This is a genomic window from Mycobacterium sp. C31M (assembly GCF_053345865.1).
Genome location: NZ_JBKFAX010000012.1, coordinates 40567 through 63252, shown reverse-complemented (window position 1 = coordinate 63252; position 22686 = coordinate 40567). Strand labels below are relative to the sequence as shown.

At 66.0% G+C, this 22686-nt stretch carries 27 protein-coding genes and 1 pseudogene; 11 read left to right on the top strand and 17 right to left on the bottom strand.

Annotation, left to right across the window (positions count from 1 at the left end):
- Positions 1-26: 26 nt before the first annotated feature.
- From ACLBYA_RS18905 to ACLBYA_RS18895, 3 genes are all read right to left on the bottom strand, one after another.
- Positions 27-455 carry a helix-turn-helix domain-containing protein gene (locus tag ACLBYA_RS18905; RefSeq protein ID WP_447710967.1) on the bottom strand — a complete coding sequence of 143 codons (429 nt, stop codon included), beginning with the start codon at positions 453-455 and terminating at the stop codon, positions 27-29.
- A 64-nt stretch (positions 456-519) separates the two neighbouring features.
- Positions 520-1920: a type II toxin-antitoxin system HipA family toxin gene (locus ACLBYA_RS18900; RefSeq protein WP_447710966.1), complete on the bottom strand. Its 1401-nt coding sequence runs from the start codon at positions 1918-1920 to the stop codon at positions 520-522.
- On the bottom strand, positions 1913-2164 hold the full coding sequence (locus ACLBYA_RS18895; protein WP_447710965.1) for a helix-turn-helix transcriptional regulator: 252 nt from the start codon (positions 2162-2164) through the stop codon (positions 1913-1915). Before ACLBYA_RS18895 ends, ACLBYA_RS18900 begins: the two co-directional genes overlap by 8 nt.
- Positions 2165-2480: 316 nt before the next feature.
- Here ACLBYA_RS18895 and ACLBYA_RS18890 point away from each other — a divergent pair, with 316 nt between their 5' ends.
- Positions 2481-2762 (top strand): DUF3297 family protein, encoded by a 282-nt coding sequence (locus ACLBYA_RS18890; protein ID WP_447710964.1) that lies wholly within the window; start codon positions 2481-2483, stop codon positions 2760-2762.
- On the opposite strand, the gene ACLBYA_RS18885 is transcribed toward ACLBYA_RS18890, so the two are convergent.
- Positions 2752-3609, bottom strand: a complete 858-nt coding sequence (locus ACLBYA_RS18885; RefSeq protein WP_447710963.1) for an oxidoreductase — start codon at positions 3607-3609, stop codon at positions 2752-2754. The genes ACLBYA_RS18890 and ACLBYA_RS18885 overlap by 11 nt on opposite strands.
- Positions 3610-3757: 148 nt before the next feature.
- Here ACLBYA_RS18885 and ACLBYA_RS18880 point away from each other — a divergent pair, with 148 nt between their 5' ends.
- Both ACLBYA_RS18880 and ACLBYA_RS18875 read left to right on the top strand, forming a co-directional pair.
- Positions 3758-4270, top strand: a complete 513-nt coding sequence (locus tag ACLBYA_RS18880) for a hypothetical protein (RefSeq protein WP_447710962.1) — start codon at positions 3758-3760, stop codon at positions 4268-4270.
- A 242-nt stretch (positions 4271-4512) separates the two neighbouring features.
- On the top strand, positions 4513-5439 hold the full coding sequence (locus ACLBYA_RS18875) for an SAM-dependent methyltransferase (RefSeq protein ID WP_447710961.1): 927 nt from the start codon (positions 4513-4515) through the stop codon (positions 5437-5439).
- A gap of 13 nt (positions 5440-5452) precedes the next feature.
- On the opposite strand, the gene ACLBYA_RS18870 is transcribed toward ACLBYA_RS18875, so the two are convergent.
- Positions 5453-6055, bottom strand: coding sequence for a hypothetical protein (locus tag ACLBYA_RS18870; RefSeq protein ID WP_447710960.1), 603 nt, complete (start codon positions 6053-6055; stop codon positions 5453-5455).
- A 330-nt stretch (positions 6056-6385) separates the two neighbouring features.
- Here ACLBYA_RS18870 and ACLBYA_RS18865 point away from each other — a divergent pair, with 330 nt between their 5' ends.
- Positions 6386-7375 (top strand): hypothetical protein, encoded by a 990-nt coding sequence (locus ACLBYA_RS18865; RefSeq protein ID WP_447710959.1) that lies wholly within the window; start codon positions 6386-6388, stop codon positions 7373-7375.
- Between the two features lie 367 nt (positions 7376-7742).
- Here ACLBYA_RS18865 and ACLBYA_RS18860 read toward each other — a convergent pair whose 3' ends face one another.
- A complete protein-coding gene (locus tag ACLBYA_RS18860) occupies positions 7743-8102 on the bottom strand; it encodes an Rv2640c family ArsR-like transcriptional regulator (protein ID WP_447710958.1) in 360 nt (119 codons plus the stop codon).
- A gap of 91 nt (positions 8103-8193) precedes the next feature.
- Between ACLBYA_RS18860 and ACLBYA_RS18855 the strand changes: the two genes are divergently transcribed.
- Complete coding sequence (locus tag ACLBYA_RS18855) at positions 8194-8613, top strand: ArsI/CadI family heavy metal resistance metalloenzyme (RefSeq protein WP_447710957.1); 420 nt, start codon at positions 8194-8196, stop codon at positions 8611-8613.
- Positions 8610-10071: pseudogene (gene arsB, locus ACLBYA_RS18850) on the top strand (ACR3 family arsenite efflux transporter). The gene ACLBYA_RS18855 and the pseudogene arsB overlap by 4 nt, the downstream one beginning before the upstream one ends.
- On the opposite strand, the gene ACLBYA_RS18845 reads toward arsB, so the two are convergent.
- Together ACLBYA_RS18845 and ACLBYA_RS18840 are read right to left on the bottom strand one after the other, a co-directional pair.
- Positions 10061-11644 (bottom strand): MFS transporter, encoded by a 1584-nt coding sequence (locus tag ACLBYA_RS18845; protein ID WP_447710956.1) that lies wholly within the window; start codon positions 11642-11644, stop codon positions 10061-10063. The pseudogene arsB and the gene ACLBYA_RS18845 overlap by 11 nt on opposite strands.
- A 9-nt stretch (positions 11645-11653) precedes the next feature.
- Positions 11654-12670 carry a TerC family protein gene (locus ACLBYA_RS18840; protein WP_447710955.1) on the bottom strand — a complete coding sequence of 339 codons (1017 nt, stop codon included), beginning with the start codon at positions 12668-12670 and terminating at the stop codon, positions 11654-11656.
- Between the two features lie 160 nt (positions 12671-12830).
- On the opposite strand from ACLBYA_RS18840, the gene ACLBYA_RS18835 reads away from it, so the two are divergent.
- Genes ACLBYA_RS18835 through ACLBYA_RS18825 form a run of 3 tightly spaced genes read left to right on the top strand, consistent with a single transcriptional unit; the run spans position 12831 to position 14717 of the window.
- Positions 12831-13433 carry a biotin transporter BioY gene (locus tag ACLBYA_RS18835; protein ID WP_447710954.1) on the top strand — a complete coding sequence of 201 codons (603 nt, stop codon included), beginning with the start codon at positions 12831-12833 and terminating at the stop codon, positions 13431-13433.
- Entirely contained in the window at positions 13426-14118 is a 693-nt protein-coding gene (locus tag ACLBYA_RS18830) for an energy-coupling factor ABC transporter ATP-binding protein (protein WP_447710953.1), read from the top strand. The genes ACLBYA_RS18835 and ACLBYA_RS18830 overlap by 8 nt, the downstream gene beginning before the upstream one ends.
- Positions 14115-14717, top strand: a complete 603-nt coding sequence (locus ACLBYA_RS18825) for an energy-coupling factor transporter transmembrane component T family protein (RefSeq protein WP_447710952.1) — start codon at positions 14115-14117, stop codon at positions 14715-14717. The genes ACLBYA_RS18830 and ACLBYA_RS18825 overlap by 4 nt, the downstream gene beginning before the upstream one ends.
- Before the next feature lies 1 nt (position 14718).
- Here the strand turns inward: ACLBYA_RS18825 and ACLBYA_RS18820 are convergent, their stop codons facing one another.
- The 5 genes from ACLBYA_RS18820 to ACLBYA_RS18800 all read right to left on the bottom strand — a co-directional run bounded on the left by ACLBYA_RS18820 (position 14719) and on the right by ACLBYA_RS18800 (position 17849).
- The gene (locus ACLBYA_RS18820; RefSeq protein ID WP_447710951.1) at positions 14719-15069 is read right to left on the bottom strand and encodes a thiocyanate hydrolase; all 351 of its coding nucleotides are present in this window, start codon (positions 15067-15069) and stop codon (positions 14719-14721) included.
- A gap of 7 nt (positions 15070-15076) precedes the next feature.
- Positions 15077-15784: a thiocyanate hydrolase subunit gamma gene (scnC, locus tag ACLBYA_RS18815; protein WP_447710950.1), complete on the bottom strand. Its 708-nt coding sequence runs from the start codon at positions 15782-15784 to the stop codon at positions 15077-15079.
- 22 nt (positions 15785-15806) lie between these two features.
- Positions 15807-16652 (bottom strand): SH3-like domain-containing protein, encoded by an 846-nt coding sequence (locus tag ACLBYA_RS18810; RefSeq protein WP_447710949.1) that lies wholly within the window; start codon positions 16650-16652, stop codon positions 15807-15809.
- A gap of 100 nt (positions 16653-16752) precedes the next feature.
- Positions 16753-17088, bottom strand: a complete 336-nt coding sequence (locus ACLBYA_RS18805; protein WP_447710948.1) for a hypothetical protein — start codon at positions 17086-17088, stop codon at positions 16753-16755.
- On the bottom strand, positions 17085-17849 hold the full coding sequence (locus ACLBYA_RS18800) for a hypothetical protein (RefSeq protein ID WP_447710947.1): 765 nt from the start codon (positions 17847-17849) through the stop codon (positions 17085-17087). Before ACLBYA_RS18800 ends, ACLBYA_RS18805 begins: the two co-directional genes overlap by 4 nt.
- A 196-nt stretch (positions 17850-18045) precedes the next feature.
- Here ACLBYA_RS18800 and ACLBYA_RS18795 point away from each other — a divergent pair, with 196 nt between their 5' ends.
- Complete coding sequence (locus tag ACLBYA_RS18795; RefSeq protein WP_447710946.1) at positions 18046-18198, top strand: hypothetical protein; 153 nt, start codon at positions 18046-18048, stop codon at positions 18196-18198.
- A gap of 19 nt (positions 18199-18217) precedes the next feature.
- Here ACLBYA_RS18795 and ACLBYA_RS18790 read toward each other — a convergent pair whose 3' ends face one another.
- Both ACLBYA_RS18790 and ACLBYA_RS18785 read right to left on the bottom strand, forming a co-directional pair.
- Positions 18218-18403 (bottom strand): hypothetical protein, encoded by a 186-nt coding sequence (locus ACLBYA_RS18790; RefSeq protein WP_447710945.1) that lies wholly within the window; start codon positions 18401-18403, stop codon positions 18218-18220.
- Between the two features lie 542 nt (positions 18404-18945).
- The gene (locus ACLBYA_RS18785; protein WP_447710944.1) at positions 18946-19473 is read right to left on the bottom strand and encodes an Lrp/AsnC family transcriptional regulator; all 528 of its coding nucleotides are present in this window, start codon (positions 19471-19473) and stop codon (positions 18946-18948) included.
- Positions 19474-19613: 140 nt separating this feature from the next.
- On the opposite strand from ACLBYA_RS18785, the gene ACLBYA_RS18780 reads away from it, so the two are divergent.
- The gene (locus ACLBYA_RS18780; RefSeq protein ID WP_447710943.1) at positions 19614-20612 is read left to right on the top strand and encodes a zinc-binding alcohol dehydrogenase family protein; all 999 of its coding nucleotides are present in this window, start codon (positions 19614-19616) and stop codon (positions 20610-20612) included.
- Here ACLBYA_RS18780 and ACLBYA_RS18775 read toward each other — a convergent pair.
- Positions 20602-21624 carry a sodium:calcium antiporter gene (locus tag ACLBYA_RS18775; RefSeq protein WP_447711114.1) on the bottom strand — a complete coding sequence of 341 codons (1023 nt, stop codon included), beginning with the start codon at positions 21622-21624 and terminating at the stop codon, positions 20602-20604. The genes ACLBYA_RS18780 and ACLBYA_RS18775 overlap by 11 nt on opposite strands.
- An 18-nt stretch (positions 21625-21642) precedes the next feature.
- Entirely contained in the window at positions 21643-22620 is a 978-nt protein-coding gene (locus ACLBYA_RS18770) for a transglycosylase SLT domain-containing protein (protein WP_447711113.1), read from the bottom strand.
- Between the last annotated feature and the right edge of the window lie 66 nt (positions 22621-22686).

Genomic DNA, 22686 nt, shown 5'->3' with positions numbered 1-22686 from the left:
CTGAGTGCCGTTACGACTCAACACCGTCAGTGAGCGGGCCGCATTGGCACTTCTCGTTGGTGCAACGCCTTCCAGAGACTGCCTTTGCTCTTGCCGAGCTGTTGGGCGATGGCGCGGATAGAAAGGCCGTCAGCGACATACAGCCGGACCGCTTCATCAATCTCGCCCTGGGTCATGGGCTGCTGGCGCATCGCGATGCCATGATCGGAGAGGAGCTTCAGGACTCCGCCTTTCGAGACGTCGAACCTGCGACAGAGACTATTTGTCGACTCACCTGCTTCGTATGCAGCAGCCAACTCAACGATGGTTTCGGGGGAGAGGCGACGGTACAAGCGGCGTTCCGGCGCAATCTTTGCGCTGGTAGACCGACGTTTTGGTGTTGATTCAATGCGCTGCAACAGATGGCGTAAACCTACTGCGTCATATTTTGAATAATCTTGCAACAGGCCGACCAAGGCCAAAGGGTGTTTTCGAGCAATCGGAGACGCCCTTTTCCCGTTTTGACCGATGCGGACGTGCTCATCTGTGCGGGCGGTCGCGCCAGTGATAATCGACCCACCTGTTCCCGCGGTGATGCCCGCGGACCAGTACCTTCCCGTCGTTCTCATCGTCGGCCGCATGCGGGGTGTGAAGCGCATTGCCCGGTGCACCAGGCGCGCCCCAGGATTTGCGCGTCCACAACGCGTCCAGATTGGAGCGCATCGCGGCGAGGCCGACCGGCGGCGTAATGGCGGCGATCGCGGCCCGGGTGGCGTCGATGGTCGATTCCACGCTGCGCTGCGCCAGCTTCGCGGGCAGACCCCACGTCCGGGCCTCGGCGACGAGATCGTCGACTTCGACCTCGGGGATGCGTATCTTGCCGTTGATCACATGCCCGGTGCCGCGGAATCTGTTGTCGATGAACATGACCGGCGCCGTGTCGTACAGCGGTGCAAACGACACCTCCCCGCGCGTTCCGATCAGCAGCGAGTAGTTCTTCGAATGCGCGTCACCGTTGCCTGTGACGATGTTGTAGGTCAGCGCCGACAACAGGGCGATCCGCAGCTCTGTGGGATCAGCCGCGGCCTGGGCGGCAGCCAAGGCGATCACACGGGAGAGCCGCGAACCCTGCGCATGGAACTCCTGCGGTGTCTCGTATTTGCTTTCGGGGGCGAGCCCAAGGGCCTGGCAGAGGTCTTCCTGGTGGATGCGTTGACCCGAATCGTGGCGGTCGTAGCGCTTGAGGACGATCGCGTTGCGCTGGTCGAACATCGCCAGATGCGACTGCGCCGCAGTCAACCCGGCTTCCGTCGCGACGTGTAGGGACCAGTTTTCCGCGGTGATCAGGTGCGGAATGGTTCCGTGCAGCGGCTCCGGCTTGACGATGTGTGTTGAGGCCGCACCATTTTCGGGAAGTCCCCACTGCCCACCGCCGAGATCGACCAGCAGAAGCTTGTCCTGAATGCCGGCCAGCGACGCCTGCGGAAGGGTGCCATCGGGCAGGTTGTAGGTGGGCAGGTCGGCGACGATGCGTGTGACCTCGACGCTGCTGAGTCTGCGCACGGACGGTTGCGGCCGGGAGGTTCCCGCGCGGAGGAACTGAATCGCGCCGGCGCAGTCCGCGCCGACTGCGCGTAGCAATGCCATCTGATCCGAGGTCGGGACGCGTTGCGCGGTGGCGAGCTGCTGGAGCAGGTTTCCCTCGGGCAGCAGACCTTTGAGAAAACTGGTGACCGGCAAGTGCCCGCCGGGTGCGTCGGTGACAGGTTTGCGTGAAACAGGCAGCGCCAGCGACAGGATGCGGCGTCCTTCGCCGTAGGTGTCGAGCGCCTCCTCGGTGAAGTCCAGCCGGTAGTGAACACGCGCCGAGTTCGGCTGCGTCAGTCGAGCGACGCGAATTCCGTAGAGCCACACGTCAAGTGGCTCGACGCGGCTAGCCATCGCTCACCTCCACGCGGGCAAATTTCGGCACCGCGGCCAATGCCACACCGCATTCGGCAAGCGCCCGCAGTGCGGTCTCGATCGAGACGGACTCACCGCGTTCCATGCGCGAGACGGTGCGGCGTGACACCCCCAGGCGCTCAGCGAGGTCTACCTGCTGCAGGCCCCGGCTGCGGCGTGCGTCGCGGATGACGCCGCCGAGACCAGTGGGATCGGCGACCCAAGACCAGGGTAAATGAGCCATATTTGTAGCTTACAGTTGTCAGCCCGGCAAAGCTACAAATATGGCACTTTGAGTAGTTCTTCGCTCGTGACACATATTTGTGTCAACGAGTACGGGTGACCAGTTCCGAGCAGGGCGACGGTGACGACGTCCGTGCCTGCCGCGAGTTCAACGTGGCCGCCAGGGCCTGCCCATGCCGCCGGGGCCCCAGATCACGACCCGGATCGGTTGCACTGCCGCCATGCCGGAAATGTAGGCTCGCCGTCTGAACTCGCCACCACCGGGTCGCGTAGGTTCTTGGAGAGTCAGACCCACGCACCAATCGACGAAAGCCAACATGTCCGAGCCTCAGAACACAGACGTTCCGCCGAACCACCTCTCCATCGATCCGCGCAGCGCCTTCTACAACGAAGAGGCGCTCATCCGTGGCGTAGGCATTCTCGTCAACGGCGTCGAGAAGACAAATGTGCACGAGTACGACGTGGCCGAGGGCTGGGTGCGGGTCGAAGTCCCCACCGCCAAGGATCGCCGCGGAAACCCGATGGTCGTCAAGGTCACCGGCACGGTCGAACCCTTCTACCGCCAGGCGGCACAGGCCGAGGACTCGACTACGGAGTGAAATCCGCCGGCAGCACGATGTCGGCGATCGCGAGGTTCTCCTCCAGGTGGGCCACCGACGACGTGCCCGGGATCAGCAGCACGTTGGGCGCTACCGACAGCGTCCACGCCAGCACGATCTGGGCCGGCGTATAGCCCAGGTCGGCGGCGGTCTTTTTGACCGTGGCGTTGTTCAGCACCGGGTTGTCGGGGTTGAAACCCGAACCGAGCGGGAAGAACGGCACGAACGAGACGCCATGTTCGGTACACAGGTCCAGCACCGGTTGCGAGGTGCGGTCGAGCACGTTGTAGGCGTTCTGCACGGTGACGATCTCGGTGCGGTCCAATGCGATTCGCAGATGTTCGAGCGATACGCTGGACAGCCCGATCCCCGCGATGAGGCCCTCGTCGCGAGCGGCGATCATGGCCGTCAACTGCCGGTCGAACAACTCCCGATCGACCGTCCCGACACTGGTCGGGTCATCGGCATGGATGCGGAGATTGACCGCGGCCAGTCGATCCGTGCCGAGTGTCTCCAGGTTCTGTTCGATGTCAGCGCGCAGGTCATCGGGCTGCTGGGCGGCAAGCCACTCGCCCTCGTCGTTGCGGCGTGCGCCGACCTTGCTGACCAGGGCCAGGTTCGCGGGGTAGGGGTGCAGCGCCTCGCGGATCAGTTCGTTGGACACGTTCGGCCCGTAGAACTGCGCGGTGTCGATATGGTCGACACCCAGTTCCACGGCCCGCTTCAGCACGGCGATGGCCTGGTCGTGATCGCGCGGTGGACCCATCACCCCGGGGCCGGGCAACTGCATGGCGCCGAATCCGACGCGACTCACCGTGAACGGGCCAAGCGGGAAGGTTGTCGTCATAGCTCAAACTACCTCGCTGATATCGGAGTTGTTCCGGTCGGTTCGGTTGTTCCGGCTAGCAGGAAACCACCTTTGGTAGCCAGCGGTGAGGGCACCGGGAACGGTGCGGAGCAGTCATCACTGATAGGCCGAACGAGAGGACCCGACAATGTCCGACGTGATCACCGGATACCGCATCGACCGTGCCCTGCGGTCTGGCCCGCCGGCGATCCGCGACGGCGCGAAGGTCGTCGAGATGAACGCAGACGGCACGATGACGGTGCTGCGCGACGGCTCCAACGGCTGGACCTGTATGCCCGGGATGGAAACGGCGTCGGCCGATATGTGCGCCGACGAGATGGGCATGCAGTGGTTCATGGACATCATGGCCGGAAAACCCGCTCCCACCAACACATCTCCCGGCTTGATCTACATGCTCAACGGGGCCGTGCAACACAGTTACACCGACCCGTTCGATCGCACCAGCCCGCTGATCCCGATCGGCCCGCACTGGATGCTCATCTGGCCGTTCACCGCCGAGCGCACCGGGCTGTCGACCGTGATGCGCGACGCCGGGACCATGATCATGTTCGCCGGCACCCCGATGCACACCTGCACATCGCGGGGGATCCGTGAGAGGGCAACGAGTACGACCCGTCGGCGCAGGTCGTGTGGACGATGACCTACCGGCGGCCTTGAATGTCATCGACTTCCGCGTCAATCCGCTACGGCGGTGGGTGCCCGGGTCTATTGCGGTACGTGCAAGTCTGGTTCACACTGCAGCAATGTGGCGGCTGGTTGCACTCGTCGGTGACGACGTGCGCCACTGACGTTGTTGCGAGAATAGCTGTATCGCAACATATCTCGTCGTGACCATGTTGCGACGCCGCCGTGTTGTGCCGATGAGTCGGTAGGGTCGGTTGTATGACACCTACCGATGATGCGTGGGATCCGGCCACCAGCGTGGGGACCACGGCGACCATGGTCGCGGCGGCGCGTGCCATCGCCACCGCCAGCGGTGACATCGACGATCCGTACGCCGAGGCATTGGTGCGCGGCGTCGGCGTGGACTTCCTGACCCGCTGGGCCACCGGCGACCTGTTGGCCGCAGACCTCGACGTCGAGGGCAGTTCTTGGGGCCTGGCCCAGATGCCGGCATCGATTGCGGCGCGCACCCGGTACTTCGACGAATTTCTGGCCGCTGCGGTGGCGGCGGGCATCCGTCAGGTGGTCATCCTGGCCTCTGGTCTCGATACCCGCGCCTATCGGATGCAGTGGCCCGCCGGGACGACGGTGTTCGAGATCGATCAACCGGCCGTCCTGGAATTCAAGACCACGACGTTGGCGGACCTGGATGCCGCGCCCCGGGCCGACTTCCGCCCGGTCGCGATCGACCTGCGCGACGACTGGCCGACGGCGTTGCGCCGGGCCGGCTTCCAACCCGAGACGCCGACGGCGTGGATCGCCGAAGGTCTGTTCGGATACCTGCCACCGAACGCCCAGGATGCGCTGCTCGACACCGTCACCGCATTGAGCGCGTCGGGCAGCAGGCTCGGCACCGAGGCCGTCCCGAACACCGGTGACATGGATCCCGACGTGGCCCGCGAATTCATGCACAAGGCGACCGCGAAGTGGCGCGAGCACGGATTCGAACCCGATTTCGGCATCGTCGCTTTCGAGGGTGAACGCCACGACGTCGGGCCCTATCTCGATTCGCGCGGTTGGACGTCGGTGGGTACGCCGATGGCCCGGCTACTCGACGGGCACGGGTTGGAGTCGATTCCGCAGGCTGATGACGATCGACAGACGATGAACGGCGTCACCTACTACACGTCGACACGGGACGCGTAGACGGCCGCTGCGCTCAGCGCAGGTAAACCTCGCTGCCCTTCGGGTATCCGCCGCCGTTGGTGGCGATGTGCACGTGGTCGTAATGGTTGGCGGTGTCCGAACCCCGGCTGCTCATCGGGCGCGGCGGTCGGTTCGGGCCGTAGGAGGTCTGCCGCCACAGCGCATGGTTCAAGCCGAAGCGCTGGGCGTTCTCCAGGACGAAGGCGACAATGCGGTCGCCGAGGGCCTTGCCTTCCTCGGTCTGATAATTCGGGATCATCACGTCGATCGCGAGTCCGTCGGGATGCCATCGCATGGAGTCCGGCCGCACTCCGCCGATCTTGAGAATCTCGGGGAACATCCCGCTGACCGCGCGGGCGGTCAGGATCGTCTCGATCTGCAGGCCCTTCTCGGGCGCCACGCCGACCGGCAGCAGCGGACTGACGACACGGTGGGCCGCGGCGATGGCTGCGACCTGCGCTGCCGGTGTCACGATCTCCATGCAGCACGGCGGTGGTGGCGGCGCGCTGGCGACGGCGTCCGCGCCGGTGACGAGGAATGTGGCGGCCGAGGTGCTCACCAGAGCCAGGGCCGCCGACCCGCGGCGCCGGGCTTTGGTTGACAATGGTCTGCTCACGGCGGGCACCCTATCTGCGGGTGCGCGGAGCAAGGCAAATCGTCGTTACGTCGCCCGACGTGGCCCGCGCCACTGCACTGTGCGCCAATTTGGCGCTATGAGGCCGACTCGGCGAGTCGGTGTACGGGCGTCACCCAGCGGGTTTTGACCCCGTGGCTACCGCAGGGCGAGGGGGCGGACAGCAATGCGTCTCACGTCACAACATCGCTCCAATATGGGCAACACCGCATGATCGCCCACTTGACTGCCGAGGTTGTCGGAGTCTCGGCGAATACTGCCGGACAAGAGCGCGCCGTCACGACGGCGGTGCCCGTCCGGTAGGGGGACATCATGGGAAATCGAGCCAACATCGTGTTGGTGGATCACGACGGCTGGCAGCTGCGGTACTCGCACTGGGGTGGATGTCGGCTGCTCGACGCATTGCTTGCGGGACCCGAGTTGGCAACCCGCTACATCCTGGCGCAGCAGACCAGCGACTTCTGGACCGACGAACTGTGGTCCGATGGCGGGCTGGTGCTCGACCCGGTCGAACGCCGGCTGCTGTTTTTCGGCGAGGAGCTCATGTCCACGGTGAACGAGCGGCGCGCCATGTTCGCTGTCCTGGAGATGCAGTGGCCGGGCTACTCGATCTCCTGGGCGTACGGTGCCACGGCGGAGATCGCGGCGTACGTAGGTGCTCCTGTCCCGTTGCGGGACATACCTTCTGAACCGGAGCTGACGCTGACCAAGGACCCCGCGCACCTGCATCACCTCGTGACCGTCATCGATCGCATCGGCCGGGTGCGGGCATGGCCGCTGTGCTGGGGCAGCAGCGCGGCCTGGCACGGACCCAAGGTGCTCGAGATGCTGCCGGGCCCCGGTGAGCCGTCGCTGCAGATGGAGATCCTGCCGGAGAGCGGTGTCTACATCAATGTCCCGAACAAGACGCTCGGCCTGTGGATGAACCAACCGATTCCCGGGCTGCTGCGCTGGTTACCTCGGCTGTGGCCGGGCTGGAGAACGGAGTTCTGGGAGGACCGCTTCGACGAACAGTTCCGACGCTGCGGCTCGCAAATCACGGCTCCCGCACCCGACATCGCCTCGGGGGCCTTGGAAGCCCGGAAATGGTTGCAGAAGCGGGTCTTCCAGAGCTACGAGGACAGTCCGGCCGGGCAGCTCGCCAACCTCGCCGGTCTGATCGACGCCGCGGGCCTGCCCGCCCCGGAGGTCAGCACCTCGATCGTCTCGGACGCCGGTGAGCGGCCGACCGCGCAGGAATGGGCACGGTTCGAGCATGCCTGCGCCGCGATCGAATCCGCGGGGAAGGCCGCTGCCCGATGAATGTCAGCCCATCATCTGGCGATTCGACTGCCGGATGAACCCGCGGCAGGCGGTGAAACTGTGGTGAGCAACCACCACGTGAACCTGACCCCTGAGGAAGACTCATTGATCGGCGAGAGTCATCCCGAAGCGCTGGCCCGCATAGACGAACAATCGCTGAAGGACCTGCAGGGCCGATTGCGTACCGCACGGGAGAAGAATTTCAGCCTGCTACGCCGCCAGGGCGCGGCCCGGGTCGAGGCCGAGGGCGGTCGTGGTGCCGCCGCGCCGGCCAACGAGAAGCGCAACGAAAGGTCGAGGTGTTCGACGAGGCGCTGGCGCGGGTGGCGCAACGGATCGAAGAGCTGTCTCGCGCCGAATAGGGCTGTCAGGCGCAGCAGTTCGGATCCAGTACGGCGCACAGCGCGCCCACCGCATCCCGGCTCGGCCGGTGGTAGACGTTCATACCGCGCCGGTCCGATTCCACGAACCCGGCCTTGCGCAGCTGCGCCAGGTGATGGCTGGCGGTGGATTCCGAGAGTCCGAGCGAAGCCGCCAGGTCGCCGCTGTTCTCCTCGCCGGCGGCTGAGCTGAACAACAGGGACATGATCTTGACCCGCGCCGGGTCGGCGAGTGCCTTGAGGCGCAGCGCGACTTCGAGTGCGGCATCGTCACTCATCGGGCCCGCCGCCACCGGGGCGCAGCACACGGGTGCGGTCATGTCGATAATCGGCAGCGTCTTGGGCACCCGGCCAGCATACCCCTGTGTGTTGACATAAGTCGAAAAGGTGGGAAGAGTGATGTTTCGACATAAGTCGCACAGGTAAGGAGCGTCCACCGTGTCCCGTATGCAGCTCGCCCTCAACGTTGATGATCTGGATGAGGCAATCACGTTCTACTCCAAGCTGTTCGACACCGTCCCGGTCAAGATCAAGCCGGGCTACGCGAACTTCGCCATCGCGCAACCGCCGTTGAAACTGGTGCTGCTGGAGAACCCCGGTCAGGGCGGCACCCTCAACCACCTCGGTGTAGAGGTGGAGTCCAGCGCGATCGTGCACGCCGAGACTGCCAGACTCACGGGTGAGGGATTGTTCACCGATGAGGAGATCGGCACGACCTGCTGCTTCGCCACGCAGGACAAGGTCTGGGTCACCGGTCCCGCGGGGGAGAAGTGGGAGGTCTACACGGTTCTCGCCGACTCCGAGACGCTCTCTGCGCAGGAGTCGGTGGCCGAAAGCAACTGCTGCACAGCGTCATGACCGCACCGGTCGTCACCAAGCTCTCGTCGATGGACCGGTGGCTCCCGGTCTGGATCGCCGCGGCGATGCTGGCCGGGCTGGTGCTGGGCCGGTCCGTGCCGGAGTTGGCCGAGCTCCTGAATCTCGTTCAGCTCGATGGGATCTCGCTGCCCATCGCGCTCGGACTACTGGTCATGATGTACCCGGTGCTGGCCAAGGTGCGTTATGACCGCCTCGGCACCGTCACCGGCGACCGCCGACTCCTACTGAGCTCGTTGCTGCTCAATTGGGTTATCGGCCCGGCCCTTATGTTCGCGCTGGCCTGGCTGATGCTGCCCGACCTGCCCGAATACCGCACCGGCCTGATCATCGTCGGGCTGGCCCGCTGTATCGCGATGGTCATCATCTGGAACGACCTGGCGTGCGGCGATCGGGAGGCCGCGGCCGTGCTCGTCGCGCTCAACTCCATGTTCCAGGTCGTCATGTTCGCGGTGCTCGGCTGGTTTTACCTGACGGTGCTGCCGGGCTGGCTCGGCCTGCCGCAGACCACCATCGACGCCTCGCCCGGCAGATCGCCAAGTCCGTGCTGATCTTCCTCGGTATCCCGCTGCTGGCGGGATACCTGTCTCGACGTTTCGGCGAGAAAGTGAAGGGGCGCAACTGGTATGAGGAGACCTTCCTGCCGCGGATCGGCCCCTGGGCACTGTACGGCTTGCTGTTCACCATCGTCATCCTGTTCGCGCTGCAGGGTGAACAGATCACCAGCCGACCGCTGGACGTCGCGCGGATCGCGGCGCCGCTGTTGGTGTACTTCGCCGTCATGTGGGGCGGCGGCTACCTGCTCGGCGCGATCCTCGGACTCGGCTACCGGCGCACCACCACACTCGCGTTGACCGCCGCCGGCAACAACTTCGAACTCGCCATCGCGGTGGCCATCGCCACCTACGGTGCTACATCGGGTCAGGCGCTGGCCGGTGTCGTCGGGCCACTCATCGAGGTCCCCGTGCTGCTGGCCCTGGTCTATGTGTCGTTGGCGCTGCGAGACCGTTTCACCGAGGCAAGGAGCGCAACGTGACCGACCAACCGACGGTGTTGTTCCTGTGCACCCACAACGCGGGGCGCTCCCAGATGGCGCTCGGATACTTCAACCGGCTCGCCGCCGGCCGTGCGGTGGCATGGTCGGGCGGCTCGGAACCGGCCGACCGGATCAATCCCGCAGCCGTCACGGTGATGGCTGAGGTCGGCATCGACATCACCGGTGAGTATCCCAAGCCCTGGACCGACGAGATCGTGCGCGCCGCCGATGTCGTCGTCACGATGGGCTGCGGGGACAGCTGCCCGTACTACCCCGGAAAGCGTTACGAGAACTGGGAACTGCCAGATCCGGCCGGCCAAGGCGTGGATGCGGTGCGGCCCATTCGCGATGCCATCGAGCGGCGTGTCCGATACCTGCTCGACGAGCTCGGCGTCACCGAGTAGTGCGCACCGCGATCAGATGATGGGACACCCCGTCGACGAACCGGGCGACCCCCTGCTCGATGAGCAGATCCTGCCCGGTCTGCCGGGTGTGGTGCTGGTGCAGGTGCTCACCCCAGGATCGCACGATGAACGTCTCGACAAAGACCCGCTCCCGTTCGATGCTGCGATACAGTCGCCATCGCGCCGCACCGGTGCGCTGCCGGGACCGACCCAGTACCGACATCGCCGCGAAAAACTCCGTCTCGTCGGCCGCGTCGACGCGGTACTCGGTCATCACCAGCACCGGGCCGTCCAACGGTTCGGGCTCGAACACCAGCGCCGGCTCCGGCCAGTGTGTGGACAGGCTCAGATCGATGTTCCCGGTCTTGGCGTGCAACGGCCACCACACCAGCGACAGCGCGCACATGCCCAGCAGTCCGGCACTGATCAGCAGGCTGATGACCGGGGTCGTCGCTCCAGCGATCAAACCCCATACCAGCGACCCGACCGCTTGACCGCCCATGAAGGTCAGCTGATACACCGACAGCCCCCGGGCCCGCACCCAGCCCGGCAGGCTCAGTTGCATCGACGCATTGAGCGTAGACAGGCACAGCAGCCAGGCCGTGCCACCGAACACCAACGCCACCAGTACCAGGGCGAAGTTGTCCACCAGGGCCAGAACTGTTGTCGACGCACCGAATCCGGTGGCGGCGACCAGCAGCAGCGAGTTCTCGCCGAAGCGGGACCGCAACCGGGACAGGGCGAGCGCACCGAGCAGCGCTCCCACGCCCAACGCCCCCAGCAGCAGGCCGTACCCGGAGGCCGACAGGCCCAGCTTGCGGTCCGCGATCACCGGGAGCAGGCCCCACAGTGCGCTGGCCGGCCCGATGAACAACGCCGTCCGCAACAGGATCCGCCGCACGATCGGCGAACTACGGATGTAGCGGCCACCGGCGCTCAGCGCCGCCAATGCACGCTCGGACGGAAAGTTCTGCTCCGTGGCCGGCCGGCGCCACCACAGCAGCACCGCAACGGTGCCGGCGAACGACACCGCGTTGAGGCCGAACACCACCTCGGGCCCGGACAGCGACACCAGCGCGCCCGCGATCGCCGGGCCGATGGCCCGCGCGCCGTTCATACTCATGCTGCCCAACGCCGCGGCCGCCGGGATCTGCTGGGCCGGAACCAGATCCGGCTGGATGGCCTGCCAGGCCGGCATGGTCAGCGCGGCCCCGCAGCCGATCAGGAACAGCAGTAGCAACAGCACCGTCGGCGTGGTCAGCCCGAACCCGGTCAGCACGGCCAGCAGTCCGACGGTTGCGGCCATCGCGCCCTGGGTGGCGATCAACAGTCGCCGCCGGTCGATCAGGTCGGCCAGCACGCCGGACGGCAGCGCCAGCAGCATCACCGGCAGCGTCGTCGCGGTCTGTACCAGCGGCACCAGGACGGCCGCCCGCGGATCGCCGACCAGCATCCACTGCGCGCCGACCGTCTGCATCCAGGTGCCCAGGTTGGAGACGAACTGTGCGATCCACAGCGCGCGGAAGACAGGCGCCCGCAGTGGCGCCCAGGTCGTTATCGGCGGCGTGGTCACCGGATCAATTTAGCGAGCGGCGCCGGGATCCTCATCAGGCTTGCGGGTGCTGGCGCGCAGCGAACCCGGATGCGCCTTGGCCGACGGATCGCGGCGGGTCTTGATCAGGCTGGCGACGGTGACGATCACCAGGATGACGATGATCACGACCAGGCTCAGATAGGTGTTGATCTCCGGGATGTTCGGGTTGATGTCGACGTGGCCCCAGTGCAGCACCAGCTTGACGCCGATGAACGCGAGGATGATCGACAACCCGGTGGACAGGTACACCAGTCTGTCCAGCAGACCCTTGACGAGAAAGAACAGTGCCCGCAGGCCGAGTAGCGCGAAGGCGTTGGCGGCGAAAACGATATAGGCCTCGCTGGTGATGCCGAACACCGCGGGGATCGAATCCAGCGCGAACAGCAGATCCACGCTGCCGATCGCGATCAGCACCGCGAGCATCGGGGTGGCCATCCGGCGGCCGTTCGCGCGGGTGAACAGCTTGCCGCCGTCGTAGTCGTCGGTGACGGGCAGGAACCGGCGGGTCGCGCGCACCACGAAGTTGTTCTCGACATCGGGATCCTCGTCGCGGTGTCGGAACAGTTGGATGGCGGTGTAGATCAGCAATAGGCCGAACACAAGGAACATGAAGCTGAACAGCGACAGCAGCGTCGCGCCCAGCGCGATGAAGATGGCCCGCATGATCAGCGCCAGGATGATGCCGAAGGTGAGCACTTTGTGCTGGTGTTCCTCGGGCACGGCGAACGTCGTCATGATGATGACGAAGACGAACAGGTTGTCGACCGACAAGCTCTTCTCGACCAGGTAGCCGGCGAAGTACTCGGTGCCCGCGTCGCCGCCGTAGGCCATCGCGAACCACACCCCGAAGGCCACCGCCACCAGGATGTAGAACACCGACCAGGCGGTGGCCTCCTTGAATCCGACCCGATGCGGGCGCAGGGCCGCCAACAGCAGATCCACCGCCAGCAGCGCGATGATCACGCCTACGGTCACACCCCAGGTGAGTGGGCTGATGTCGAGCATGTGTGCGTGCTACCTCCGCGGTTGTCCCAGTTTCAAGATCACCGGTACCCCGCCGGGAGAGCCGTCAATCAGGACGCCCGCGAAACGCTGAGAGTTGCTCAGCGAGCGTCGCGGCGGGGGACTCACCACCGTCTTCGGGCCGTCGACCATAATTCCGCCGGTGAGTGCTCAGACATCCAAGCCCGGTCGGTTCGGCCGCATCGAGACCGGTGACCTGACCCAGGCGGCGGTGTTCGCCGGACTGCTGGCCGCCCTCGGCCTGCCCGGCACACTGACCATCGGCCCGAGCGGGGTGCCGATCACCCTGCAGACCCTCGGCGTCATGCTGGCCGGATCGATCCTCGGCCCGCGCAAGGGCGCGCTGGCGATCGCGCTGTTCGCGGTGCTGGCCATCGCCGGGCTGCCGATCCTGGCCGGCGGCCGGACCGGACTGGTCTCGCTGTCCTCGCCGACCGCCGGGTTTTTCGTCGGCTGGCTGCCCGCGGTCATCGTCATCGGACTACTGACCGCGCTGATGATGCCGCGCTACCGGGTGCTATGGGGGATCGGTATCAACATCGTCGGCGGTATGGCCGTCATCTACGGCTTCGGCACCGTCGGTCTGATGCTGCGCACCGACCTGTCGTGGTGGGCGGCGTTGTCCACCAATGGGATCTACATTCCCGGTGATATCGCCAAGGCGGTGCTGTGCGGGTTCGTGGCCGCGCAGGTGCACAAGGCCCGGCCCGGTCTGATCACTCCGTGGCGGGCTTCCCATGACTGATGAGCCGCCCGCGGTCGTCGTCGATGGTGTCTCGCATACCTTCGGCGAACGTCCCGTGCTGCGCGATGTCTCGCTGACGATCGCCGAGCGCCGTGTCGGGATCGTCGGGGCCAATGGCAGCGGAAAGTCCACGCTGGCACGGCTGTTCAACGGCCTGGTGCTCCCGGATACAGGCGCGGTGCGGGTGCATGGCCGCGATACCCGGCGGGCGGCCAAGCAGGTCCGTCGGCTGGTCGGCTTCGTGTTCACCGACCCGGACCGTCAGATCCTGATGCCGACTGTCGCCGAAGATGTGGAGCTGTCGCTGTCCCGGCTTCCGCTGGACAAGACCGTCCGCGCGGCGCGGGTGACCGAGGTGCTGGAACGGTTCGGCCTCGCCGGGCATGCCGACCAACCCGCTCACCTGTTGTCCGGCGGTCAGAAGCAGCTGCTGGCATTGGCGACGGTGCTGGTGACCGAACCGGCCATCGTGGTGGCCGACGAGCCGACCACACTGCTCGATATGCGCAATGCGCGGATGCTGCGGGAAGCCTTCGCCACCTTGGACACCCAGCTGGTGATCGTCACCCACGATCTGGAACTGGTCGACGATGCCGAACGGATCATCGTGCTCGACGACGGCCGCGTGGTCGCCGACGACGTCCCGGCGGTCGCCCTCGCTGCCTACCGGCGGTTGATGGCGTGACCGTGCTGGGGGACTACCGGCCCGGGGTGACGTGGCTGCACCGGCTACCAGCCGGCACCAAGCTGCTCGGCCTGGGTGCGCTGATCGTGACGATGACGCTGTTGGTGACTTCGCCGGTGCGGCTCGCCGTGGCGGCCGCGGCCGTGGTGCTGGCGACACTGTCGGCCCGGCTGCCGATGCTGGTGCTGATACGGCAACTGCGCCAGGTCTTCTGGGTGGTCGGCTTCATCTTCGTCCTGCAGATCGTGCTGACCGATTGGCGGCGTGCCCTGGTGGTGTGCGGAGTGCTGCTGCTGTCGGTGGCGCTGGCCGCGATGGTGACGTTGACGACCCGGACGACGGCGATGCTGGATGCCGCGACGCGGGCGATGGCGCCGCTGGCGCGGTTCGGTTTCCCGGTTCGGCAGGTCGCCGTCGCGCTGGCCCTGACGATCAGGTCCATCCCGCTGCTGATCGACATCATCCGGCGGGTCGACGAGGCCCGCCGGGCGCGCGGGCTGCGGGTCACCCCGCGCATCGTATTCGTACCGGTGATCGTCGGCGCGCTGCGCGCGGCAGACGATTTCAACGAGGCGATGATCGCCCGCGGGATCGACTGATTCAGGCCTCCAGCCGACGGCGAATGGTGGCGAGCCGTTCGCGGAGCTCGCTCTCGTCGATCACGCCGTGGGCGATCAACGAATGTGCCAGGGCGACAAGTTGATTCTCCGGGTAGGGCAGGTCACTGTAGGGGCCGGCGACCAGGACGTCCTCTTCGTCGCGGCGCTCCTTGAAGGTGAACTGCCCGGCGCACGCCCCGTGATCCAGGGCATCGGTGAGCCCGTCGAGACTGGTCTTCCACGGCGGCAGTTCGTTCTCGACGCCGTATTTGGCCGCCATCTGTGGCCAGGTGTCGTTGCGACGGGCGATATCGGCAAGGGTGTTGATGGGATCGTTGTCGGATTCGCTCATCGTGGGCTCAGATCGGATCGGCGGCGGGCCGGGTGGCGGTGATGACGTTGGTGGTGACACCCGGTGTCGGCAGTGCGACGCCGATCAGGCAGTCCCGGGTCAGGATCTCGGTCAGTTGATCCTCGGTCCAGTCGTCGGTGCCGGTCGGGCGCATCGGCATCACCATGAAGCGGTGTTTCTGATTGGAATCTTCGATCCGCACCTCGACACCGTCTGGCAGGTCGAGACCGAACTCGGAGAGCACCTGACGCGGCCACCGTACGATGCGGCGCCGGTAATTCGGTGTCCGATACCACTCGGGCGAGTTGCCCAGGATCGGTCGCGGGTAACAGGAACACAGCGCGCACACGATGACATGGTGCACAGCCTCGGTGTCCTCGAGGACCTTCAGTGCGACGAAGTCACTCGGCGTGCCGAATCCGGTCGGTGCCAGCCAGTCGACACCGACCTCTTTGCAGGCGCCGATGGGATCGGCCAGCACCAGTGCCTTGAACTCCGGGTCCAGCCAGGCCTTGGCGATCAACCGGGCGGCGGGGGTGGGGCCGATATGCTCGGCGAACTCGGTGAAGTGCCGGTGCTGTGCGGCGGTGAAAAGCCCCTTCTCGATGCACAATTCGCGTAGGGCGATCTCCAGTACTTCGAATTCGGTGATCTCGTCGACCATCGGCTTGACGGTCCGGACGTGGTCGTGATCGTGGTCGTGATCGTCGGACATCTGTCTCTCTCTTGGCTTTTCGTCAGGACTGGGCCGGCGTCAGCCAGCGCTCGGGGATCTCGGTCTGCAGGGTGTCGTTCGGTGGACCTGTGTAGGTGCCGCCCCACAGCTCGGTCTGCTTGAAGCGGACCATGTAGAACCACTCGGGTGTCGCATCCTCGTTGGCCCATGTCTCGTCCTCGGGCGCCGGACTCTCGTAGGCCAGATCGGCGATCACCCCCGCCGCGCCACGCACGTACTCGGGAGTCCGGGTGTAGTACATCGCCGGCAGATCCCGAACGATGACCGGATCACCGACCTCGAACCGTGCGGGCCCGGCCTGGCCGGCGAACACCTGCGGGTCGCCGATACCCTGTGCGTGTTGATGGTGCCTGTTGCGCGGCACCGCACTGCCGTCACCTTCGAACCTCGGCCGTGCATCCAGGTGCGAGCCTGGCGGCAGGCCGGCATACCGCTGCTGCACCTCGGCCAGGCGGTCGGTCAGCTCACCCCAGGTGATGTGTTTCTTCTCGATCAATAGTCGCCCCACCGACCAGAGCCAGCGGCTGTAATAGGGCCACCCGAGATAGATGGACCGCCCGACGTCGACATTGGCCAGCCGTCGACGTTCCTCCGAGACCCAGATGCCCTGCCATCCAAGGACTTCGCAGAGCACGTAGGTCATCAGCTCCCAGTGCTCCTCCTCCTTGTTCTGATACACCGCGGGGACGTCCGGCTCGCCGCCGACGTCATGTGCGTTCTTCAGATAGGCCCAGAAGTGCGCACTGCTGACCTGATCGGCAAACGGCCACTCCGGGTCCTCAGTGAAGGTGGCCTTGAGTCGGGCGAGCAGCGCGAGGCGTTCGATGCGTTCTTCGGCGGTCGGCATGGGCGGTCCCGAGGAGTCGAGGGCGGCTGTCTGACCCCAGCATGGACTGCCGATGCTTTACCGCGCAGCAAACTGACCGAATCCGCAGGTTCGGCGGGCACTATCCAGTCTCGGACGCCTGGCGCTGCGCCGAGATGAGCTCCACCGCGTCACCCACATCGACGGTCACCACGGCGGTCGCCTGGAACAGTCCGTAGAAGTCGTCGGTCCGCGCGATCGTGTGCGCCCGGGCGAACAGCGGTTGCACGTCGAAGACCTTCACCCGCAGCTTCTCGCGGGTGAGCCGACCCAGTTCGCGACCTGACTCGGGGTCGGTGATCATCTGATCGGATTCGGAATGCACGGCAAAAACCATGCCTGCGGTCACACCGGCCTGCGAGCCGCGGTTGATGACCAGGGTGTAGTCATCCTCGATGAATGCGACCTGGCCGTTCACGAGGCCGCCAGGGAATTGCTGTCTCGCAAAGCCGATTTGGCGCCGGCGCGGATCCGAGGGCGGGCGGTGTGGTCGTCGATGGCGAGCAGTGACTCGACCGGTGCGGTGTCCTGTTCGGTGCCGAGGGTCAGTTCGATGGCCGTCTTGGCCTGGAACAGCGCGATCATCGCGGACTGGTTGCGCTCGGCACCGAAGGCGTTGAGCGCGAGCGTGAGCTTCTTGTCGATGTATTCGACCGAGCGCTGCAACTCGCTGTCGGAGACTGCTTCGGCGCTGTGGGCGGGTCGACCGGCGGCGAACCAGCGATGTCCGAGTGCACCGAGCATGATCGCGCATACCGGCACCACTACAACCGTGCACATCAGTGCCAGTGCCTGCCCGCCGGCCAGTGCGCCGACGATGCCCAGCAGCATCAGCACGGCGACGAGCGCGAGGTTGCGTAATGCCGGCGGTACCGTCTCGATCCCGGCGAGCAGGACCCGGCCGATCCGGGCGATGCCGCGTCCGATCGCGGCGCAGAGTTTGGCCAGCGCAGTGCCGGCACCGAGCGCGACCCGTCCCGCTGCATCGACGTGCCGGCGGGTCACCGGGTTCTTCGGCATCGACCATTCCCGTTTCGGGGGCTGCGGGGCCGGGCCGCTGACAGTCGTCGGTTCGGTCGAAGGAGCGGTGGTGTTGTCGGCGGTGGGATCGGCGGCCGCCGGCGCGGCAGCGGTCGGTTCGGGTGCCGCGACCACCTGTTCGTCGGATGCCGTCGTCACACCATCAGTCACATTCGCATCAGAAGCCACATCCGTATCTTCCCGCTGATCGGCCGGAAGGTGGTTCCGGCGCGCCGGTACGTCGCGGAAACACCCGCCGGAAAGCGATCAATCGGACATTCGGCGACGTCGCCGCCGCCGATTGCATGAATCGGGTGCGGGTGGGGTACAAAGTGCGACGGCGGAAGGAAGTCTGATGACGAATGCGGGCGAGCGACGGATGGGTCTGTGCCCGGGGTGTGGATATCCCGTTCTCGGTCCGCAGCCGTGCGCGGTGTGCGCGCCGCTGCTGCTCGCCGTCTCCGATCTCGCCGGCGAGCCCTCCCCGGGACCCATCGTCGCCGCGTAGTCCCGCCCCAGAAGCCCGCTCAGTTTTCGGGTGGGTCCTTGGGTTCGTAGGGGGTGTACCACCACCATTGGGCGCGTTCCCCAGACGGACCGCGACAGGGCGCGACGTGCGGGGCCGGCCCGGTGGGTGGCCGGGCCTGCGACGCGCTGGTCAGCAGGCTGCCCCACCGGTCGGTCACCCGCAGCCGGTATCTGCCCGGCGGCATCACGGCTGTCCTGAGCCTCGTGGTCACGTGTCCAGTCCGCGACCAGCTTGTCCTTGTGGGAGGCCATCGCCGCATCCCTCTCCGTGCCCTCCAGCTTCGGCAACCGGATCCGGTAGGTGGTGTACCCGTCCTGCTCGTAGCTGATGAAGTCGCGCTTGGGTTCGCGTTTCGGTTCCGGTTTGGACTGGGGTTCCTGTTTGACCGCGGTCCGCAACTGCGTCACCGTCGCCGTCTTGGCCAACTCCGCGTAGTGGTCATCGGAACCGTCGGCGGCGTCCGATCCGCCACCGACACCACATGCTCGGCGTACGGCGTGCTCGGAGGAGGCATACCACGATTCCAAAGAGCGGGTCCGACAAGCTACCCGGATCGATCGCCCCGATCTACCTGACTTCAGTATCGATGGCCGATCGGCGAGAAAACTGAAGCCATGTAGGTAATTTCGTCCCGAAACCTACCTGGGTACAGCCGAGTCGAGCAGGTGCACGACGAGACTGAATCCACGTAGCTCGTCGGCCGAGCGGAGGTGCGAGCAGTTGGATTCAGTGAACGCCGGTGATCCGCTCCAGCAGTGGTGTGAGCCGGTAGTCCACGAGTCGCCGCATGACCAGCGAGGTGACCGTCTTCTCGACGCCGTCGGTGTCCAGGATCAGTCCGGCGATGCGGTACAGGTCGTCGGCGTCGCGCGCGGCCACCTGGATCAGCAGATCGGCCGAGCCGCTCAGTCCGAGCACCTCCAACACCTCGGGCACCGAATCGAGCGCCGTGGCGATGGCGCCGAGCTTTTGTTGGGTGACGGTGGTCAGGACGAAGGCGGTGAGTGGATAGCCGAGCGCCGCCGGATCGATCCGGCGCTCAAGCGACAGCAGTCCGCCGTCGGCTTCCAGTCGTGCCAACCGCGCCTGCACCGTATTCCGAGACAGGCCCGCCCGGTCGGCCACCGCGATCACCGGTGCGCGTGGGTCATCGGTGAGCGCCGACAGGATCCGGGCATCGGTGGCATCGATGATCGCTCTCGGGTTGGGCGGACTGCTCGCCCGTCGGTGCGGATTGGCGCTGTCATTGGGCATATTGATCAATGTACGCGATATGCATCAACGTTTCGGTTCCAATGGTCGGAATCGGGAAATGAAATGCACGGTTCGATCGTTGAAGAGAAACAGGCCGGTCCCGACATGTCGGGATGGCGACACCACTATGAGAGGTAGACATGACCACCATGAAGGCGATCGCCTCATTCGCGGCGTTGCCCGTCGATGAACCGAAGGCTTTGCAGGACATCGAGATCGATGTCCCCGGGCTGCGGCCCCATGATGTTCTGGTGCGTGTCGAGGCGGTCTCGGTCAACCCCGTCGACATCAAACGCCGCCGCTCCCTGCCGCTTTCGGATGCCCCGACGATCCTCGGCCACGATGCGGCCGGCGTTGTCGAGGCGGTCGGTTCCGCGGTGACAACGCTGTCGGTCGGCGACGAGGTCTGGTACGCCGGCGACGTCAGCAGGCCCGGTACCAACTCCGAGTTGCACGCCGTCGACGAACGGATCGCCTCGCGCAAACCCACCTCGCTGTCCTTCGCCGAGGCTGCCGCGCTACCGCTGACCACCATCACCGCCTGGGAGTCGCTGTTCGAGCGGTTCGCGCTGACGGCCGACTCGACCGGCGATCTGTTGGTGCTCGGATCGGCCGGTGGCGTCGGTTCGATCATGATCCAGCTCGCCAAGAAGCTGTCGCGGGTGCGCGTCATCGGCACGGCGAGCCGCCCGGATTCCCGGGAGTGGGTGCACAAGATGGGTGCCGACGCCGTGATCGACCACCATGATCTGCGGGCGCAGGCACTCGACGTCGCACCCGACGGTGTCGACTACCTGTTCTCGCCGCATTCGGCGGGCAATATCGATACCTACGCCGATATCGTGCGGCCGTTCGGGCACATCACGGCCATCGACGAGCCCGACGGCTTGGACCTGGTGTCCTTGAAGGCCAAAAGCATTGCCTGGCACTGGGAGTTGATGTTCACCCGGTCGCTGTTCGGCTACGACATGATCGCCCAGCAGAAACTGCTGGCCGCGACCGCCGACCTGGTGGATCGTGGCGGTATCGCCACCACCGTCACCAAGATCATCAGGGGGTTCGATGCCGAGGGCATCCGGGAGGCTCACCGTGACGTCGAGTCCGGTCGGATGATCGGCAAGGTCGTTGTCACCCGCTGATGGCGAACAGACCCACCACACCGAGTGCGTAGAGGACCAGCACCGCAAGCGAATCCGGGCCCATCCCGATGATGCGTCGTCGTGGTCGAATGATCAGGCCGACGGCATAAACGAGGGTGAGCACGATCCCCAGCGCCGTCAGGTAGAGATCGGTGCGCTGCGCATCGGGTAACACCGCCTGCCCGGACAGCAGTGTCGCCATCAGGAACAGCACCGGCAGAAAGGCATTGCCGCCGAAGATGTCCGACACGGCCAGCTGGCTGTCACCTTCGCGGGCCGACGCGATCCCGGTGGACAGTTCGGGCAACGAGGTCGCCACGGCGAGGATCGTTGCCCCGAACAGTGCTCCCGACAGGCCGAGGTGATCGGCCAACACATCGCCGGTGCGTTCCAAACACACACCCGCGACAAGGGTGGCCACCGCGGCGATACCGAACAGCAGCACCGCTTTACCCGTCGACGCCGACTTCTCCACGGTCGGCGCGGGCCGCTCGGCGGGCCCGTCGTCGGCCAGTCGCCACGGTAGTGACCGGCTGGCCCGCCACACCACCAGTAGGCCGGCCACCCACGCCGCGGTGATCAACACCCCCACCGGGGTGACGCGCAGTGCGATCAGACTATCGGGCAGTTGTGTCCCGATGATCACCAACGCCAACACCACGACCACCAGGATCGCCTCGACCACCAGTACCAGCGAGGCGGCTTGATAGCTCAGCGGACGTTCACCGCGGACACCGAAATAGTCGACCGCCACCAGAACCACGGTTTGGATGGCGATGCCGCCCAATATGTTTCCGATGGCGACCTCGACACGGCCAGCCTCGGACGCACTCGCGACGATCGCGATCTCGGGCAGATTGGTGGCCACCGCCAGCAGGATCACACCACCGATCGCCGACCCCAGATTCCAGCGGATCGCCAGGACGTCGGTCTGCCGGGCCAGTGAGATGCCGGCGACCCAGATGGCGCCCGCAGCAACAACGAAGACGATCGTCAGCGCCCACATCGGCATCGCGCTCAACGGGTCTCCTCACTGCGGGTGCGCTGCGACGTATTCTGCCACCAGGACCGGCGAATCGGCCGCATATCCGATGGGCAGCAACACATCCCCGGCCGTGGTCCGGTAGTACACCTCCCACCGGTGGTATCCGCCGAACGCGGCCGGGTCGACGGCGAGCACCGCCGCATAGTCCTTGACCGCCTGCACGTAGTTGTCGGAATTGTTGTAACGCCACAGCGCGTGATCGGGGTCGCCGGTGAAACCGTTGGCGGCCAGGTAGCGCCCGGCGGCCAGGATCGCGTCCCGCGGCGCATAGATGTCACCACCCTCGCCGTAGGCCGCGAAGGTCGACGGCAGGAACTGCATCGGCCCTTGCGCACCCGCGCTGCTGGTCCCGGTGATACTGCCCAGCCGGGTCTCGATCAGGTTCACCGCGGCCAGATAGTTCCAGCCGACCCCCGAGGCCGCCTCGGCCTCGCGGTAGTGGCCGAGCAGTTCCGCGGCGGGCCGCGGTGCGATGATCCGCCATGCCGGCAGCGTCGGGTTGGCCTCGCTGGTGAGCAGGGCGTCGAGCTGACGGCGGGCGCTGATATTCAGGTCGTAGCCGGCCAGCAACTCCGGGGCGATCCGTGGGCGCACCTGGCCATCCCACTCGGGGTGGCGGCCGATGGTCCGGTAGGCCATCTGTTGGCGGCGCGCCGCCGAGCGCAGTGCATCCTCGGACGCGGCCGGGTCACGCAATGTCCGTTCGTCGCCGACCAGATCATCGGCGATCTGCGCCGGGTCGGCCGCCAGGCGTGGCTGCGCCGGTTGCGGACCTACAGGCGGGGGCGGAGGGGTTGGCAGAGCTGCGCTTTCGGTCGGGGCCGGATTCGTGGTCGATGGCGGTTGGGCCGGCGAGGTCGGCTCGGCGCAGGAGACCAGGATGCCCGCCGCGGCCAACACGGCCAGACCAAGTCGTGCATTCCCGGCCACCGGACGGTGTCCGAGGCGTAATTTGCGGTACAGCTTCACCGAGCAGCGTATGTCCACGATGTGGCGACGATAGCAATGTCGCACCACCTCGGGCACCGC

Excerpts from the sequence above, each read along its gene's own strand:
- ACLBYA_RS18900 (WP_447710966.1), bottom strand. The coding sequence starts at position 1,920 with ATGGCTAGCCGCGTCGAGCCACTTGACGTGTGGCTCTACGGAATTCGC.
- ACLBYA_RS18895 (WP_447710965.1), bottom strand. The coding sequence starts at position 2,164 with ATGGCTCATTTACCCTGGTCTTGGGTCGCCGATCCCACTGGTCTCGGC.
- ACLBYA_RS18890 (WP_447710964.1), top strand. The coding sequence starts at position 2,481 with ATGTCCGAGCCTCAGAACACAGACGTTCCGCCGAACCACCTCTCCATC.
- ACLBYA_RS18885 (WP_447710963.1), bottom strand. The coding sequence starts at position 3,609 with ATGACGACAACCTTCCCGCTTGGCCCGTTCACGGTGAGTCGCGTCGGA.
- ACLBYA_RS18880 (WP_447710962.1), top strand. The coding sequence starts at position 3,758 with ATGTCCGACGTGATCACCGGATACCGCATCGACCGTGCCCTGCGGTCT.
- ACLBYA_RS18875 (WP_447710961.1), top strand. The coding sequence starts at position 4,513 with ATGACACCTACCGATGATGCGTGGGATCCGGCCACCAGCGTGGGGACC.
- ACLBYA_RS18865 (WP_447710959.1), top strand. The coding sequence starts at position 6,386 with ATGGGAAATCGAGCCAACATCGTGTTGGTGGATCACGACGGCTGGCAG.
- ACLBYA_RS18840 (WP_447710955.1), bottom strand. The coding sequence starts at position 12,670 with ATGCTCGACATCAGCCCACTCACCTGGGGTGTGACCGTAGGCGTGATC.
- ACLBYA_RS18830 (WP_447710953.1), top strand. The coding sequence starts at position 13,426 with ATGACTGATGAGCCGCCCGCGGTCGTCGTCGATGGTGTCTCGCATACC.
- ACLBYA_RS18820 (WP_447710951.1), bottom strand. The coding sequence starts at position 15,069 with ATGAGCGAATCCGACAACGATCCCATCAACACCCTTGCCGATATCGCC.
- scnC (WP_447710950.1), bottom strand. The coding sequence starts at position 15,784 with ATGTCCGACGATCACGACCACGATCACGACCACGTCCGGACCGTCAAG.
- ACLBYA_RS18810 (WP_447710949.1), bottom strand. The coding sequence starts at position 16,652 with ATGCCGACCGCCGAAGAACGCATCGAACGCCTCGCGCTGCTCGCCCGA.
- ACLBYA_RS18795 (WP_447710946.1), top strand. The coding sequence starts at position 18,046 with ATGACGAATGCGGGCGAGCGACGGATGGGTCTGTGCCCGGGGTGTGGA.
- ACLBYA_RS18790 (WP_447710945.1), bottom strand. The coding sequence starts at position 18,403 with ATGCCGCCGGGCAGATACCGGCTGCGGGTGACCGACCGGTGGGGCAGC.
- ACLBYA_RS18785 (WP_447710944.1), bottom strand. The coding sequence starts at position 19,473 with ATGCCCAATGACAGCGCCAATCCGCACCGACGGGCGAGCAGTCCGCCC.
- ACLBYA_RS18780 (WP_447710943.1), top strand. The coding sequence starts at position 19,614 with ATGACCACCATGAAGGCGATCGCCTCATTCGCGGCGTTGCCCGTCGAT.
- ACLBYA_RS18775 (WP_447711114.1), bottom strand. The coding sequence starts at position 21,624 with ATGCCGATGTGGGCGCTGACGATCGTCTTCGTTGTTGCTGCGGGCGCC.